At 62.1% G+C, this 14,342-nt stretch carries 11 protein-coding genes and 1 riboswitch; of the genes, 6 read left to right on the top strand and 5 right to left on the bottom strand.

Annotated elements, in window-relative coordinates; translation table 11 throughout:
* The first annotated feature begins 108 nt into the window (after window positions 1–108).
* The 3 genes from msbA to JFT44_RS06380 all read left to right on the top strand — a co-directional run bounded on the left by msbA (window position 109) and on the right by JFT44_RS06380 (window position 4,411).
* On the top strand, window positions 109–1,929 hold the full coding sequence (msbA, locus tag JFT44_RS06390) for a lipid A export permease/ATP-binding protein MsbA (RefSeq protein WP_120731370.1): 1,821 nt from the start codon (window positions 109–111) through the stop codon (window positions 1,927–1,929).
* 105 nt (window positions 1,930–2,034) lie between these two features.
* Entirely contained in the window at window positions 2,035–3,471 is a 1,437-nt protein-coding gene (hldE, locus tag JFT44_RS06385; RefSeq protein ID WP_057958126.1) for a bifunctional D-glycero-beta-D-manno-heptose-7-phosphate kinase/D-glycero-beta-D-manno-heptose 1-phosphate adenylyltransferase HldE, read from the top strand.
* A 10-nt stretch (window positions 3,472–3,481) separates the two neighbouring features.
* Complete coding sequence (locus JFT44_RS06380) at window positions 3,482–4,411, top strand: NAD-dependent epimerase/dehydratase family protein (RefSeq protein WP_057958127.1); 930 nt, start codon at window positions 3,482–3,484, stop codon at window positions 4,409–4,411.
* A 27-nt stretch (window positions 4,412–4,438) separates the two neighbouring features.
* On the opposite strand, the gene JFT44_RS06375 is transcribed toward JFT44_RS06380, so the two are convergent.
* From JFT44_RS06375 to JFT44_RS06360, 4 genes are all read right to left on the bottom strand, one after another.
* Window positions 4,439–5,404: a hypothetical protein gene (locus JFT44_RS06375; RefSeq protein WP_057437325.1), complete on the bottom strand. Its 966-nt coding sequence runs from the start codon at window positions 5,402–5,404 to the stop codon at window positions 4,439–4,441.
* Between the two features lie 41 nt (window positions 5,405–5,445).
* A complete protein-coding gene (locus tag JFT44_RS06370) occupies window positions 5,446–6,258 on the bottom strand; it encodes an aldo/keto reductase (RefSeq protein WP_057958128.1) in 813 nt (270 codons plus the stop codon).
* Complete coding sequence (locus JFT44_RS06365) at window positions 6,255–7,430, bottom strand: FAD-binding oxidoreductase (RefSeq protein WP_057958129.1); 1,176 nt, start codon at window positions 7,428–7,430, stop codon at window positions 6,255–6,257. The genes JFT44_RS06370 and JFT44_RS06365 overlap by 4 nt, the downstream gene beginning before the upstream one ends.
* Window positions 7,431–7,515: 85 nt before the next feature.
* Entirely contained in the window at window positions 7,516–7,851 is a 336-nt protein-coding gene (locus JFT44_RS06360; protein WP_057437331.1) for a multidrug efflux SMR transporter, read from the bottom strand.
* Between the two features lie 103 nt (window positions 7,852–7,954).
* Between JFT44_RS06360 and JFT44_RS06355 the strand changes: the two genes are divergently transcribed.
* On the top strand, window positions 7,955–8,845 hold the full coding sequence (locus tag JFT44_RS06355; RefSeq protein ID WP_198830447.1) for a LysR family transcriptional regulator: 891 nt from the start codon (window positions 7,955–7,957) through the stop codon (window positions 8,843–8,845).
* Window positions 8,846–8,868: 23 nt separating this feature from the next.
* Entirely contained in the window at window positions 8,869–10,146 is a 1,278-nt protein-coding gene (waaA, locus tag JFT44_RS06350; RefSeq protein ID WP_057958131.1) for a lipid IV(A) 3-deoxy-D-manno-octulosonic acid transferase, read from the top strand.
* A 332-nt stretch (window positions 10,147–10,478) separates the two neighbouring features.
* On the opposite strand, the gene JFT44_RS06345 is transcribed toward waaA, so the two are convergent.
* Window positions 10,479–11,918, bottom strand: coding sequence for a TolC family outer membrane protein (locus tag JFT44_RS06345; RefSeq protein ID WP_120731374.1), 1,440 nt, complete (start codon window positions 11,916–11,918; stop codon window positions 10,479–10,481).
* Between the two features lie 196 nt (window positions 11,919–12,114).
* Window positions 12,115–12,220: riboswitch (TPP riboswitch) on the top strand.
* 150 nt (window positions 12,221–12,370) lie between these two features.
* On the opposite strand from JFT44_RS06345, the gene thiC reads away from it, so the two are divergent.
* Window positions 12,371–14,260, top strand: coding sequence for a phosphomethylpyrimidine synthase ThiC (gene thiC, locus JFT44_RS06340; RefSeq protein WP_057437335.1), 1,890 nt, complete (start codon window positions 12,371–12,373; stop codon window positions 14,258–14,260).
* The last annotated feature ends 82 nt before the right edge of the window (window positions 14,261–14,342 follow it).

Here is a 14,342-nt window from a genome sequence, read left to right as displayed (position 1 = left end):
TAGCCGGTTATCTTAACCGACTTGGTGCAAGGCTGGCCCCTGCTCATGTTTTTTGGGCTGAAGAGGCCTGTGATATGATCCGCGCCTTACTGATTTGCGCGGATTCCCATGAGCAGTCCTGAACCGAAAACCCAGTCGACGCTGGCGATTTACTTTCGCCTCCTGACTTACGTACGGCCTTATGTGGGTCTGTTCATCCTGAGTATCGTCGGGTTCCTGATCTTCGCATCGACCCAGCCGATGCTCGCTTATATCCTCAAGTATTTTGTCGATGGCTTGGCGAACCCCGAGGCCAGTCTGTTCCCCGGCAACCCCTATCTGGGCAAGTTGCAGTTGCTGGAAACCGTGCCGCTGATGATCGTGCTGATCGCGGCCTGGCAGGGCGTAGGTTCGTTCCTCGGCAACTTCTTCCTGGCCCGGGTTTCCCTGGGGTTGGTCCACGACCTGCGTGTAGTGCTGTTCAACAAGCTGTTGGAGTTGCCCAACCGCTTCTTTGACAAGAACAACTCCGGCCATCTGATCTCGCGCATTACCTTTAACGTGACCATGGTCACCGGTGCTGCCACCGATGCGATCAAGGTGGTTATCCGTGAAGGCATGACCGTGATTTTCCTGTTCTGCACCCTGGTGTGGATGAACTGGAAACTGACCCTGGTGATGCTGGCGATCCTGCCGGTGATCGGCATGATGGTGAACAGCACCAGTCGTAAATTCCGCAAGCAAAGCAAGAAAATCCAGGTGTCCATGGGCGACGTGACCCATGTGGCATCCGAGACGATCCACGGCTACCGCGTGGTCCGCAGCTTTGGCGGTGAGCAGTATGAAAAGGTGCGCTTCAAGCAGGCGAGCCTGAGCAACACCGAGAAGCAGCTGGCGATGACCAAGACCGGCGCGGTGTACACGCCGATGCTGCAGTTGGTGACCTACAGTGCGATGGCCGTGGTCATGTTCCTGGTCCTGTATTTGCGTGGCGATGCCTCGCCGGGTGATCTGGTGGCCTACATCACCATGGCTGGCTTGTTGCCCAAGCCGATTCGCCAGCTTTCCGAAGTCAGCTCGACCATCCAGAAGGGTGTGGCGGGCGCCGAAAGTATTTTCGAGCAGTTGGATGAGCCGGTAGAAGTTGACCAGGGCGTGATTGAACATGAGCGTCTGGCGGGGCGCATTGAAGTGCGCAACCTCAGCTTCCAATACCCGGATAGCGACAAGAAGGTGCTCAACGACATCAGCTTTATCGTCGAGCCTGGGCAAATGGTCGCACTGGTAGGGCGTTCGGGCAGCGGCAAATCCACCCTGGCGGGCTTGATCCCACGCTTCTATCAGCACGAACAGGGGCAGATTCTGCTCGATGGCGTACGCGTGCAGGATTTCACCCTGCGTAACCTGCGCCGGCAAATCGCCCTGGTGACCCAGCAGGTCACCTTGTTCAACGACACCGTGACCAACAACATCGCCTATGGCGACCTGGCCGGCGCGCCCACCGACGCGGTGCATCATGCCGCTCGCGAAGCCTATGCCGATGAGTTCATCGTGAAGATGCCCCAGGGCTATGAAACCCTGGTGGGCGAGAACGGCGTGTTGCTGTCCGGTGGCCAGCGCCAACGCATCGCGATTGCCCGGGCCCTGCTCAAGGATGCGCCGCTGTTGATTCTCGACGAGGCCACCTCGGCCCTGGATACCGAGTCCGAGCGCCATATCCAGGCTGCCCTGGACCATGTGGTGAAGAACCGCACGACCCTGGTGATTGCCCACCGCCTGAGCACCATCGAGAAAGCCGACCTGATCCTGGTGATGGATGACGGCCAGATTGTCGAGCGCGGCACCCACGTCGAGTTGCTGGCGAAGAATGGCTACTACGCGCGGTTGCACGCCAAGGAGTTCGAAGAAGGTGACCCGGTGGCGCCCTCCCACGTGACAGATGCCTATTGAGGCGCCATTGCAGCCAGGCTGGCATTGACCGCCAGGATTGAATCGGTCGATGCTTTTCCCTGTGCTAATATCGCGCCCCTGTTCATTTTGTATGTGGGTTGCTCCATGAAGTTGTCCATGCCGCGATTCGATCAAGCCCCTGTCTTGGTGGTCGGCGATGTCATGCTCGACCGTTACTGGCATGGCGGTACCTCACGGATTTCCCCTGAGGCACCGGTACCGGTAGTCAAGGTCGAGCAAATCGAAGACCGTCCAGGGGGCGCCGCCAACGTTGCCCTTAACATCGCCGCGCTCGGCGCCCCGGCCTCCCTGGTCGGCGTGACCGGCGACGACGAAGCCGCCGACAGCCTGACCAACAGCCTGCGCGGCGCTGGCGTGCGTGCGCTGTTCCAGCGCATTGCCCACCAGCCGACCATCGTCAAGCTGCGGGTCATGAGCCGTCACCAGCAATTGCTGCGTATCGACTTTGAAGAACCCTTTGCCACCGACGCCCTGGCCCTCAGTGACCAGGTCGACGCGTTGCTTGAAGGCATCAAGGTGCTGGTGCTGTCGGACTACGGCAAAGGCGCACTGAAAAACCACCAGGTGCTGATCCAGGCCGCCAAGGCCCGGGGTATCCCGGTGCTGGCCGACCCCAAGGGCAAGGACTTCTCGGTCTACCGGGGCGCCAGCCTGATCACGCCGAATCTCAGCGAATTTGAAACCATCGTCGGCGGCTGCGTCGATGAGCACGATTTGGTGAGCAAAGGCGCAAGCCTGATGGCCGATCTCGACCTCGGCGCGTTGCTGGTGACCCGTGGCGAACACGGCATGACCCTGTTGCGCCCCGGTCACCCGGCCATGCACCTGCCTGCGCGAGCGCGGGAAGTGTTCGACGTCACCGGCGCCGGCGACACCGTTATTTCCACCCTGGCGGCGGCGATCGCCGCCGGCGAGGAGTTGCCCCACGCGGTGGCCCTGGCCAACCTGGCGGCGAGCATCGTGGTCGGCAAACTGGGTACGGCGTCCATCAGCGCCCCGGAACTGCGTCGCGCGATCCAGCGTGAGGAAGGTTCGGAGCGTGGCGTGTTGAGCCTTGAGCAGTTGCTGCTGGCGATTGACGATGCCCGCGCCCATAACGAAAGCATTGTCTTCACCAATGGTTGTTTCGACATCCTGCATGCCGGCCATGTGACTTACCTGGAGCAGGCTCGTGCCCAGGGTGATCGCCTGATCGTGGCGATCAACGACGATGCTTCGGTCAGCCGCCTCAAAGGCCCTGGCCGGCCCATCAACAGCGTGGATCGGCGCATGGCGGTGCTGGCTGGGTTAGGCGCGGTGGACTGGGTGATCAGCTTCTCCGAGGGCACCCCGGAAAACCTGCTGGCCCAGGTCAAGCCAGATGTATTGGTCAAGGGCGGGGATTACTCGGTCGACCAGGTGGTCGGCGCCGATATCGTCAATGCCTATGGCGGCAAGGTCAAAGTCCTGGGGTTGGTGGAGAACAGCTCGACCACCGCGATTGTCGATAAAATTCGTCAAACCAACGATGCCGCCCAATAGGTTTACCGCTATGTCTGATGCTCTCGTACTGATTACCGGCGGCGCTGGTTTTATCGGCTCCAATCTGGTCGATGCACTGCTAGCCAAGGGCTATGCGGTGCGTGTGCTGGATAACCTGTCCACCGGCAAGCGCAGTAACCTGCCATTGGATAACCCGCGCCTGCAACTGCTCGAAGGCGATGTGGCCGATGCCGCACTGGTCGCCCGCGCAGCGGTGGGGGCGACGGCGGTGGTGCATCTGGCGGCGGTTGCTTCGGTGCAGGCGTCGGTGGATGACCCGGTCAGTACGCACCAGAGCAACTTCGTGGGCAGCCTGAATGTCTGCGAGGCCATGCGCCAGGCTGGGGTCAAGCGCGTGGTGTTTGCCTCCAGTGCGGCGGTGTATGGCAATAACGGCGAGGGCGACTCGATCGACGAGCAAACCGCCAAGGCGCCGTTGACGCCATATGCCTCGGACAAGCTGGCCAGCGAGCACTACTTTGACTTCTATCGCCGCCAGCATGGCCTGGAGCCGGTGATTTTCCGCTTCTTCAATATTTTTGGCCCGCGCCAGGATCCGTCATCGCCGTATTCCGGGGTGATCAGCATCTTCAGCGAGCGCGCGCAAAAAGGCCTGCCGATTGCCGTATTCGGCGACGGTGAGCAAACCCGTGACTTCATGTACGTAGGGGATCTGGTAGCGGTACTGGTGCAAGCCGTGGAAATGGCGGATGCCCCCCTGGGCGCGATCAATGTCGGCTGGAACCACACCACCACCCTCAAGCAGTTGCTGCAGGCGCTGTCGGAAATCATCGGCTCGTTGCCGGCTGTCAGCTACACAGCGCCGCGCTCGGGGGATATCCGGCACTCCAGAGCCAACAACCAGCGCTTGGCGGCAAGCTTCACATTGCCTGAGCCGACGCCGCTGAAGGTTGGTCTGGAGCGACTACTCAACCAGTAGGTACCGCTCGCCACAGGCGGGGCTGCTTCAGCGACCCGCCTTCTTCGGCACCATCTTGCGCAAGATCTGCCTGGCCCGCCCGGTCAATTGCTTCAACTTCGATTCCTTCTCCGGCGCGCTCAGGCCCTGTTGCCTGAGCCAGTCCTTCCAGCGGATCCGCTCATCACGCACCAACCAGCCCTCCTGCTGGGCAAAACTCTCCGCCAGGTACAACCCACGGGTGCTCGCCGGGATCAGTTGATCCTTCTTCAGGGTATACAGCTCGGCGCACGGCTGGCCGTCCTTCAGGGGCATCAGGTACAAATCCGGGCGCTGGCGGTCCAGGCGGGCCACCAGTTGGTCGCCCTCCAGGCGTTCGTCCACATGGAACAGGCTCAGGGACTTGGCTTCCTTGGGCACTTCCAGGCGCAGGTCATAGATCAATTGCAGTGAGGCCGTGGGCAGGTGCACATAGGCCCGCGGGCGTTCGATCAACTGCATGCTGGCGCAGCGCACCGGGCGGGCAGCGCCGGACAGCGGCGACAGGCGAAACGGCAATGCCTCGCGGTAGTGCAGGGCGCTGGAGTAGGGCGCCGGCAGCCAAGTGTCATTGAAACGTCCGCCGAGCCAGCCCTCCGGGGTTTCCAGCAGGCATTCCTCGGCGATTTCCTGAATAGCGGTGTGCAGCGGCAGGTTCAGTTCATGGGCTGGCACGTAGCCGGAAATCAGCTTGAGCACCACATCGCCACGGTCCTGCCGGCGCTGGCGCACCAACACCCAGTAATCGCGGTTTTGCCAGTGCAGCGTCAGGCGCACCGACACCCCGAGGTTGGCCAGTTCCAGGGCAAAGCGTTCGGCGTCTGCTACGTCCACTGGCTTGCGCCGCTGCAGGGTCTGGGCAAAGTTGAGCGGCATGCCCACGCTCTGGTAGCTCAGGCCTTCGGGGGTGGCTTCGACGTACAGCGGCAGTGTTTTGAAATTACTGGGGTTTTTTCTTATGAGCGTTCGCGGCATGTCGGCTCCTTCTTGCGTCGGGGTCGGCCGCGTCGGCGGCATCAGGATTGGCGAATGATCTTGGCAGCGGTTGCCACATTATGGGCAAGGTGCAGCGGGTTGATGGTCCCGACAATAGCACTGGCCACGCCCGTTTGCGCAAACAACAAGGTGAAACTGGCGTGAATTGGATCCACTCCCGGTTCAAGGCAGGCATGGCCACTGGCCAGGGCCTTTTTCACCAGGATGCCTTTGCCATGGGCGGCAGCGTAATCAATCACGGCTTTTTCGTTTTGCTCGCTCAGATTGTAGGTGACCATGGCGCAATCGCCTTGTTCCAGAGCCTTCACCCCGCCTTCGACGGTTTTGCCGGAGAAGCCGAAACCGCGAATCTTGCCCTCGCGCTTAAGCTCCGCCAGAGTCTGGTACACCTCGCAGTTGTTGAGGATATGCAAGTCATTACCGTCGGAATGCACCAGCACCAGGTCGATAAAATCCGTTTCCAGGCGTTTCAAGCTGCGCTCCACGGACAACCGGGTGTGGGCGGCACTGAAATCGTGATGGGACACACCGTCGGCAAACTCTTCGCCGACCTTGCTGACGATCACCCAGTCCTGGCGCTGGCCTCGCAGCAACGGCCCCAGGCGCTCTTCGCTATGGCCGTAGGCGGGGGCGGTGTCGATCAGGTTGATCCCCAGCTCGCGGGCCTGGCGCAGCAACATGCGCGCTTCTTCATCATTGGGGATCTGGAAACCATTGGGGTACTTCACCCCCTGGTCGCGCCCCAGCTTCACGGTGCCCAGGCCCAGTGGCGACACCAGCAGGCCGGTGCTGCCCAGGGGGCGATGGAGGTCATGCAGGGTCGGTAGGCTCATGGCAACAATTGCTCCCAGGCAGGTTGGGCGATGGCCGGGCGCGGCAGTTCGGGCAGCGGTGTGCTTGGCGTTGGCTGGATGCCGTCACGTTGCAGGGCGCTGAGCACCCGGTCGGCGAAGTCCGGCGCCAGGGCCAGCTTGGTCGGCCAACCCACCAGCAAGCGGCCCTGTTCGGCGAGGAACGCGTTGTCCGGCCGGGTCAGGCCCGTTTGCAGGGGTTCGGCGCGGTCTACTCGCAGGGTCGCCCATTGGGTCTGGCTCATGTCGATCCATGGCAGCAGGTGCGCCAGTTCCTTTTGCGCCGTGGCGATCTGCTCGGCGGGCGTGCGGTGCACGCCTTCGGTCTCGGCAATATCACCGCCCATGTACCACACCCAACGGCCATCGGCGGCCGGGTGCGTGGTGATGGTGATCCGAGGCTTGGTGCCGCCACCCAGGCAGTGCGCGTACAGAGGTTTGAGGCCGGGGCCCTTGGCGATGATCATATGCAGCGGGCGTTTTTGCATGGCCGGCTGGCTCAGGCCCAGGGCCGTCAGCAGCTCGGCGGTGCCGCCGCCGGCACTCAGCACGATGCGCTGGGCGCGGATCGCCCGGCCGTCGACTTTCAGGCCGACGAGGATGTCATCTTCCAGCAGCGGTTCGATCTGTTGCCCGGCGAGCAGGCCGTCGCCGGCCAGTTGTGCCAGGCGCTCGATCAGGCTCGGCACGTCCACCACCAGTTCGGCCAGGCGATAGACCTTGCCCTTGAAGCGGCGGTCTTGCAGGGCCGGCGGCAAATCGTCACCCTTGACCTGATCGACGCGGCCACGCACCGCCTTGCTGGCGAAGAAGCTGGTGAGGTTGCCGGCCAGGGTGCCCGGCGACCACAGGTAATGAGCCTGGGACAACAGGCGCACGCCCGTCAGGTCCAGCTCGCCACTGCCCGCCAGCGCTTCCCGCCAGCGTCGCGGCATATCGGCAATGGCTTCGGAGGCGCCGGTCAGGGCGCCATGCAGGGCGTACTTCGCACCGCCGTGAATGATCCCCTGGGACTTCACGCTCTGCCCGCCACCCAAGGTCGCGTTCTCCACCACAATCGTGGAGAACCCCTGGCTGCGCAGGCGCGCATTGAGCCAGAGGCCGGCAACCCCGGCGCCGACAATCAGGACGTCGGTGGAAATAACGGATGGCATGGGGCGACCTCAGTGTTCGGAACAAGAGGCCAAGTATACAGACTCGACAGCGGGATCTTTGCCCAGGATCAACAACTGTAGAAGGTCAGTGGCCCGCGGTTTTCGAAAACAACTGAATCACCACCACCCCCAGCACAATCATGCCCATCCCCAGCATCGCCGGCAGATCGAGTTTTTGCCCGTAGATAAACAGCGCCGCGATGCTGACCATGACGATCCCCAGCCCCGCCCACACTGCGTAGGCCACGCCCACGGGCACGGTGCGCACCACCAGGGTCAGCATCCAGAATGCGACGCCATAGCCGACGATCACCAGCAGCAGGGGGATTGGCGTGCTCCAGCCCTTGATCGCTTTCATGGAAACGGTGGCGATCACTTCCGAGCAGATGGCAATGGCCAGGTAGTAGTAGGCGGCGTTCATGGGGTGTTCCTCGGAATTGGGGCGTGTAATAAGGCCGGCATTCTAGAGAATCCGCAGATGGGGTAAAGTCATTACCTATCCGAATTCAAGATGGGTTGAGCCAATGAGCGTGCAGTGGAATCTGGAGCAGATGCGCCTGTTTGTCAGCGTCGCCGAGCAGCGCTCGTTCTCGGCGGTGGCACGGGACCAGCGCAAGGCGCAATCGGCGGTGAGCAATGGCATTGCTCTGCTCGAGGCCGACCTGGGCGTGAGCCTGTTTGATCGCAGCAGCGGTCGCCAGCCACGCCTGACCGAGGCCGGCACGGTATTGCTGGAGGAAGCCCGGGAAGTGCTGCGCCAGTGTGAGCGCCTCAACGGCCGCGCCCTGTCCCTGATGCGCGGCGAAGAAGCGCGGCTGCGCCTGGCCCAGGACGAAGCCATGCTGTATCAGCCGGTACTCGACAGCCTTGACGCGCTGGCCGGGAAATTTCCCAGTCTGGAGGTGCAATTGTCCAGCACGGCCCAGGGCGATGTCGCTCGCAAGTTGGTGGAGCGCAAGGCCGACCTGGGGTTGCTGTTCTACCACGATCAGATCCCTGAGGCCCTTGAACGGCGGGTGGTCGGCAGTGTGGAAATGGTCACGGTGTGTGGCGTCGGGCACCCGCTGGCCAGGGGTGGGTTTGTCGATTGCCAGCGTCTGGCGCAGTTTCGCCAATTGCTGATGTCGACCCAGACCAGCGTCTACCCCGGCAGCGAGGCGGCCAGCCCCCAGGTATGGCGCGCCGACAGTTTCTACGTGCTGGCCGAATGGTTGGTGCGCGGCCTGGGCTGGGCCTGGTTGCCCCGGCATGTGGTGCAGTACCCGACGTATCAGGGGCAGATGGTCGAGTTGGACAGCGAGTGGACGCCGCCGGCCCTGGTGGTGGAATTGGTGTGGCGGCGCGATGAGCCCCTTGGCCCGGCGGCGCGCTTTCTGGCCGAACGTTTTACCGCGTGTTTGCAGGCGATCGGCTGAAAAAGCCGATAAACTCCGCCGCCATGAATAGAACTCTCTATAGCTGTCTGTTTTACCTGGCGCTGCCGTTGGTGGCCTTACGTCTATGGCTGCGGGCCCGCAAGGCGCCGGCCTACGCCAAGCGCGTCAGCGAGCGCTTTTCCTACGGCTTGCCGGTACTCAAGCCCGGCGGGATCTGGGTGCACGCGGTGTCGGTGGGCGAGAGCATCGCCGCCGCGCCGATGATCCGCGGTTTGCTGGAGCGGCATCCACAGTTGCCGATCACCGTCACCTGCATGACGCCCACCGGTTCCGAGCGGATCCAGGCGCTGTTCGCCGATGAACCGCGCATCCAGCATTGCTACCTGCCTTACGATTTACCGTGTGCCGCCAAGCGTTTTCTGGACCGGGTGCAGCCCAGGCTTGCGGTCATCATGGAAACCGAATTGTGGCCCAACCATATTCACCAATGTGCCAAGCGCGGGATTCCCGTGGCCTTGGCCAATGCGCGGCTGTCGGCACGTTCGGCCAAGGGTTACGGGCGTTTCGCCAAGCTGACTGCGCCAATGCTGGCAGAAATGAGCCTGTTTGCCGTGCAGACCGCCACCGAGGCCGAGCGCTTCCGCAGCCTGGGCGCGCGCCCGGAAACAGTCGAAGTCACCGGCTCGATCAAGTTTGACCTGACCATCGACCCCGAACTGCTGGCGCGCGCCGCTGCGTTGCGCGAGCAATGGCAGGCCAGCGAGCGCCCGGTATGGATCGCCGCCAGTACCCACGAGGGCGAAGATGAAGTGGTGCTGGCTGCCCATCGGCAACTGCTCGCCAGTTACCCCAATGCGCTGCTGATCCTGGTGCCCCGTCACCCGGAGCGGTTCAACGCAGTGCTGGAGCTTTGCCAACAGCAGGGTTTTGCTACGGTGCAGCGCTCCAGCGGCGCGCCGGTCGGTGCCGACACCTCGGTATTGCTTGGCGACACCATGGGCGAGTTGCTGTTTCTCTACGCCTTGGCCGATAGCGCCTTTGTCGGCGGCAGCCTGGTGCCCAATGGCGGGCACAACCTGCTGGAGCCGGCGGCGCTGGCCAAACCGGTGATCAGTGGCCCGCACCTGTTCAACTTCCTCGAAATCGCCGCGATGATGCGCGAGGCCGGAGCGTTGCAGGAAGTGGATGATGCCGAGGGGTTGGCCGAGGTGGTGCGGCAGCTGTTCGAGCTACCGCAGGATGCGCGCAAGCGGGCGCTGGCGGGGCTTAAGGTGATGCAGGCTAATCAGGGCGCGTTGAAGCGTTTGCTCGATGGCTTGGACAGACTAATCAAACCCTGACCCCCGCTCGGTCAAAAATGTGGGAGCTGGCTTGCTTGCGATAGCCATAGGTATCTACATAACTCTTTTATCTAGTGCTTATTGGGGTTGTGTACATATCCGTTGCTGCGGTTACGGCGGCTATTGGTTCCGCCCTTACGGCGGCTCACTTTGGAAAGCCCCAAAGTGAGCCGCCGTAAGGGCGGAACCCTAAGTGGCCATGACCGCAGCAACGGATATGTACACAAACCTAAGAATCACTAAAGAGACGTGTAGATAAACCGAGGTGCCTGTATCGCGGGCAAGCCCGGCTCCCACACCAGCCAACTCTCACACGGCTGTTGTGGTGTGGCTCAATTGTTGGGGCGGGCCTTCAGTTGTTCGGACGCGGCCTTGGCCAGATCCGGCGGCAGGAAATCCTTGTCCGGGTTGTAGTCAGCCTTCAGGTACCGCGCCAGATCCTGCAGATCCCCTGGGTTCAACGTCCCTGCCGCCTGCTTCAAGCGCAGGTTGTCGAGGATGTAGTCATAACGGCTGTTGTTGTAGTTGCGCACCGAGGTGTACAGCTGGCGCTGGGCGTCGAGCACGTCGACGATATTGCGTGTGCCCACCTGGTAACCGATTTCCGTGGCTTCCACTGCGCTCTGGTTGGAGATGATCGACTGGCGGCGTGCCTGTACCTGTTCCACATCGGTGTTCACCGCGCGGTGCAGGTTGCGGGTGTTTTCCACCACCTGGCGGCGCAGGCCTTCGCGTTGCTGTTCGGTCTGGCCCAGGCGCGAATAGGATTCACGTACCTGGGAGCTGGTGAGGCCGCCGCTGTACAGCGGGATATTCAGGCGCAGGCCGATGGTGCGTTGCTCGACATCACCACGATAGGGCTGGCCGAACGCGTTGGGGTTGCTGAAACCGAGGGCGTCGTTGTCGCCTTTTTCGTATTGCGCCACCGCGTCCAGGGTCGGCGCGTGGCCGGCCTTGCGTTGCTTGAGGGTTTCTTCGGCAGCGGTGACCGCATAGTTGCTGGCCAGCAGGTTCAGGTTCTGCCGTCCGGCGGTGTCGACCCAGGCCTTGGCGTCATTCGGCGCTGGCGGCAAAACGGGCAGGGTGTGGACAATGCCCTGGATCGCGTTGTACTGGCGGTTGGTCAGAGTGATCAGCGCTTCAAACGCGTCATCCACCTGGCGCTGGGCGAGGATCCGGTTGGCCCGCGCGGTGTCGTAGCTGGCCTGGGATTGCAGCACGTCGGTCTTGTCCGACAGGCCCACGTCGAAACGCTCGTTGGACTGGTCCAGCTGGCGCTTGAAAGCGGCTTCTTCGGCCTTGGTCGAGGCCAGGTTGTCCTGGGCGCGCAGCACCGCAAAGTAGTTTTCCGCGCTTTGCAGGATCAGTTCCTGCTCGGTGGCCGACAGCTGCAGTGCGGCCTGTTCATTGACCGCTTCGGCCGCCTGCAACTGGAACCAGCGGTCGGCACGGAACAGTGGCTGGCTCAGGGTCGCACGCCAGGTGTGGGCATCGCGATTGGCGGTGGCTGACGGGGTGTCGATCTGGGTGCGTACGTTGTTCACGTCGGCGCCGGCCGAAAGGTTGGGCAGCAAGCCGGCACGGGCCTGGGGCACCACTTCTTTTTGCGCGCCATATTGGGCGCGGGCGGCGGCCAGGTCGGCGTTGTTGTCCACCGCTTCCTGGTAGACGCTGACCAGGTCGGTTTTGGTCGACAAGGGCGCTTCTGCTGCCCAGACCATTCCATTGGTCGCACAAGACACGGCAAGAGCCAGTGAAAGTTTGCGCAGCATGAGGCGATCCCTAGATAAATATTACGACAATAATTTAGCGTTCAAGGCTACGACGAGCAATCCATAGCGTCAAGCCGCTGAGGCAGGAGCCGAGTGTAGTGGCCGTACCCCGGCACAACAATCCTGTAATTGCGCCATTCATCACGCTGAATGCACCGCTATTGGCAATTTGCCTGCTCCATGGTCTAGACTGGCCTCGTTCTTGTCGGGGTGCCTTGCTATGAGGCTGAGATCGGTAAATACCGGATCCCGTTGAACCTGATCAGGTTAGCGCCTGCGTAGGGAACAAGATTTCTCGTCACCCGGCGAGTCCTCTTGTGCTTCGTCCGGGATGTTGTTCGACAATCGAACAGCCCTCGTGCGCCAAGCACAGCACTGGTTCCAGTGCGTCCGTCCGCCACAGGTTCACTCCGACAAAAATCCACTGCCTGGATGTGTCTGGAGAGCCCGTGATGAGTACAAAACTAAAAAACACCGTGCATTTGAGTGAGTCGGCCAAGGTCGATTCCGGATCCGTGCAGCCGTTTACCCGCTCGCAAAAAGTCTATGTGCAGGGCACTCGCCCGGATATCCGCGTGCCGATGCGTGAAGTCAGCCTGGACGTGACCCCCACCGACTTCGGCGGCGAAATCAATGCGCCAGTGGTGGTCTACGACACCTCCGGGCCGTATACCGACCCGAATATCATCATCGACGTGCGCAAAGGCCTGGGCGATGTGCGCTCGCCGTGGATCGAATCCCGTGGCGACACCGAGCGCCTGGCGGGCCTCAGTTCGCACTTCGGCCAGCAGCGCCTGAGCGACGCCGAGCTGACCGCCCTGCGTTTTGCCCACGTGAAAAACCCGCGCCGCGCCAAGGCCGGGGCCAACGTGACCCAGATGCATTACGCGCGCAAAGGCATCATCACCGCCGAGATGGAATACGTCGCCATCCGCGAAAACATGAAGCTCGAAGAGGCTCGCGCCACTGGCCTGCTCGACCAGCAACACGCCGGGCACAGCTTCGGGGCCAGCGTGCCGAAAATCATCACCCCGGAGTTTGTGCGCGAAGAAATCGCCCGTGGCCGCGCCATCATTCCGGCCAACATCAACCACACCGAACTGGAGCCGATGATCATCGGCCGTAACTTCCTGGTGAAGGTCAACGGCAATATCGGCAACAGCGCCCTGGGTTCGTCCATCGAAGAAGAAGTGGCGAAACTCACCTGGGGTATTCGCTGGGGCTCGGACACGGTGATGGACCTGTCCACCGGCAAGCACATCCACGAAACCCGCGAGTGGATCATCCGCAACTCGCCGGTGCCGATCGGTACCGTGCCGATCTACCAGGCCCTGGAAAAAGTCGGCGGCGCCGCCGAAGACCTGACCTGGGAGCTGTTCCGCGACACCTTGATCGAACAGGCCGAGCAGGGCGTCGACTACTTCACCATCCACGCCGGCGTGTTGCTGCGCTATGTACCGCTGACCGCCAAGCGCGTCACCGGCATTGTGTCCCGGGGCGGCTCGATCATGGCCAAGTGGTGCCTGGCGCACCATAAAGAGAACTTCACCTACACGCATTTCGACGAAATCTGCGAAATCATGAAGGCCTACGATGTCAGTTTCTCCCTCGGCGATGGCCTGCGCCCAGGCTCGATTGCCGACGCCAACGATGCGGCGCAGTTCGGCGAGCTGGAAACCCTCGGCGAGTTGACGAAGATCGCCTGGAAACACGATGTGCAAACCATGATCGAAGGCCCTGGCCATGTGCCGATGCAGTTGATCAAGGAAAACATGGACAAGCAGCTGGAGTGCTGTGACGAAGCGCCGTTCTACACCCTGGGCCCGCTGACCACCGATATTGCACCGGGCTACGACCACATCACCTCGGGCATCGGCGCGGCGATGATCGGCTGGTTCGGTTGCGCCATGCTCTGCTACGTCACGCCCAAGGAACACCTGGGCCTGCCGAACAAGGATGACGTGAAGACCGGGATCATCACCTACAAGATTGCGGCCCACGCGGCCGACTTGGCAAAAGGTCATCCGGGCGCGCAGATCCGCGACAACGCCTTGAGCAAGGCGCGGTTCGAGTTCCGCTGGGAAGATCAGTTCAACCTCGGCCTGGACCCGGACACCGCACGTTCCTATCACGATGAAACCCTGCCCAAGGACTCGGCCAAGGTCGCGCATTTCTGCTCGATGTGCGGGCCGAAATTCTGCTCGATGAAAATCACCCAGGAAGTGCGCGAGTACGCGGCCAACCAGCGCATCGAGGCGGTGGACGTGGATGTGGCCAAGGGCTTGGCCGAGCAGGCGGAGCGGTTCAAGCAGGAAGGCAGTCAGCTCTACAAAAAGGTCTGAGCCCAATGATCGTTCCCACGCTCCGCGTGGGAATGCATCCCGTGACGCTGCGCGTCACAAAGCGGACGCGGAGCGTCCAAAG

Source organism: Pseudomonas sp. MF5691 (genome assembly GCF_016405645.1).
GTDB lineage: Bacteria > Pseudomonadota > Gammaproteobacteria > Pseudomonadales > Pseudomonadaceae > Aquipseudomonas > Aquipseudomonas shahriarae.
Note: the sequence above shows the minus strand (reverse complement) of the source record. Positions and strands in the feature narration are given on the sequence as shown.

Bases quoted from the DNA above. Each gene is read 5' to 3' on its own strand.
- msbA (WP_120731370.1), top strand. From the start codon at position 109: ATGAGCAGTCCTGAACCGAAAACCCAGTCGACGCTGGCGATTTACTTT.
- hldE (WP_057958126.1), top strand. From the start codon at position 2,035: ATGAAGTTGTCCATGCCGCGATTCGATCAAGCCCCTGTCTTGGTGGTC.
- JFT44_RS06380 (WP_057958127.1), top strand. From the start codon at position 3,482: ATGTCTGATGCTCTCGTACTGATTACCGGCGGCGCTGGTTTTATCGGC.
- JFT44_RS06375 (WP_057437325.1), bottom strand. From the start codon at position 5,404: ATGCCGCGAACGCTCATAAGAAAAAACCCCAGTAATTTCAAAACACTG.
- JFT44_RS06370 (WP_057958128.1), bottom strand. From the start codon at position 6,258: ATGAGCCTACCGACCCTGCATGACCTCCATCGCCCCCTGGGCAGCACC.
- JFT44_RS06365 (WP_057958129.1), bottom strand. From the start codon at position 7,430: ATGCCATCCGTTATTTCCACCGACGTCCTGATTGTCGGCGCCGGGGTT.
- JFT44_RS06360 (WP_057437331.1), bottom strand. From the start codon at position 7,851: ATGAACGCCGCCTACTACTACCTGGCCATTGCCATCTGCTCGGAAGTG.
- JFT44_RS06355 (WP_198830447.1), top strand. From the start codon at position 7,955: ATGAGCGTGCAGTGGAATCTGGAGCAGATGCGCCTGTTTGTCAGCGTC.
- waaA (WP_057958131.1), top strand. From the start codon at position 8,869: ATGAATAGAACTCTCTATAGCTGTCTGTTTTACCTGGCGCTGCCGTTG.
- JFT44_RS06345 (WP_120731374.1), bottom strand. From the start codon at position 11,918: ATGCTGCGCAAACTTTCACTGGCTCTTGCCGTGTCTTGTGCGACCAAT.
- thiC (WP_057437335.1), top strand. From the start codon at position 12,371: ATGAGTACAAAACTAAAAAACACCGTGCATTTGAGTGAGTCGGCCAAG.